This window comes from Rhodococcus sp. EPR-157 (genome assembly GCF_001647195.1).
Lineage (GTDB): Bacteria > Actinomycetota > Actinomycetes > Mycobacteriales > Mycobacteriaceae > Rhodococcoides.
Genome location: NZ_LVCV01000628.1, coordinates 1 through 719, shown reverse-complemented (window position 1 = coordinate 719; position 719 = coordinate 1). Strand labels below are relative to the sequence as shown.

Below are 719 nucleotides of genomic sequence, written 5' to 3'. Positions count from 1 at the left end.
GATTGTTGGCTCGGGCGTGGTCGATCGATCGGCAACGGCAACAGATCCGGCACATCCGCCAACACCTGCGACCAGAACCCCAACTGCCGAGCCACCAACGACTCCGGATCCGACTCCTCCCCCAACAACGACCGCTGCCACAACGCATAATCGGCATACTGCACCTCGAGCGGCACCCACCCCGGATCAACACCGAGCACCCGAGCCGAATACGCCACCATCACATCCGACGCCAACGGCGCCATCGACGCCCCATCAGCAGCAATATGATGCACCACGATCGCCAACACGAAACGATCGACACCACCCTGTGCATCGATACCGCCCTGCGGATCGAGCTGATACAACACAGCCCGGAACGGCGCATCGACAGTGACATCGAACCCACGCGACGCATCGGCCAACACCCGCGCCGACAACTCCTGCTCACCGATCCGCACCACATCGAACACAAACCCACCATCGGGCACCGGGTGAACCAACTGACGCGGCAACTCCCCCACCGTCGGGAACGTCGTCCGCAAACTCTCATGACGAGCCACCACATCACCGACAGCAGCACCCAACGCCGCCACATCCAACACACCCGTCAACCGCACCGCCAACGGAATGTTGTACGCAGGCGAGGACGTATCGAACTGATTGATGAACCACATCCGCTGCTGCGCCTGCGACAACGGCACAACCTCAGGACGCACCACCGACACCAACGCCGGCCG

1 protein-coding gene is annotated in these 719 nt (G+C 62.3%); it reads right to left on the bottom strand.

Going from position 1 to position 719, the window contains the following annotated elements; genetic code table 11:
* A partial coding sequence (locus tag A2J03_RS26780) for a condensation domain-containing protein (RefSeq protein ID WP_156520608.1) occupies positions 1 to 719 on the bottom strand: 719 nt, incomplete at both ends.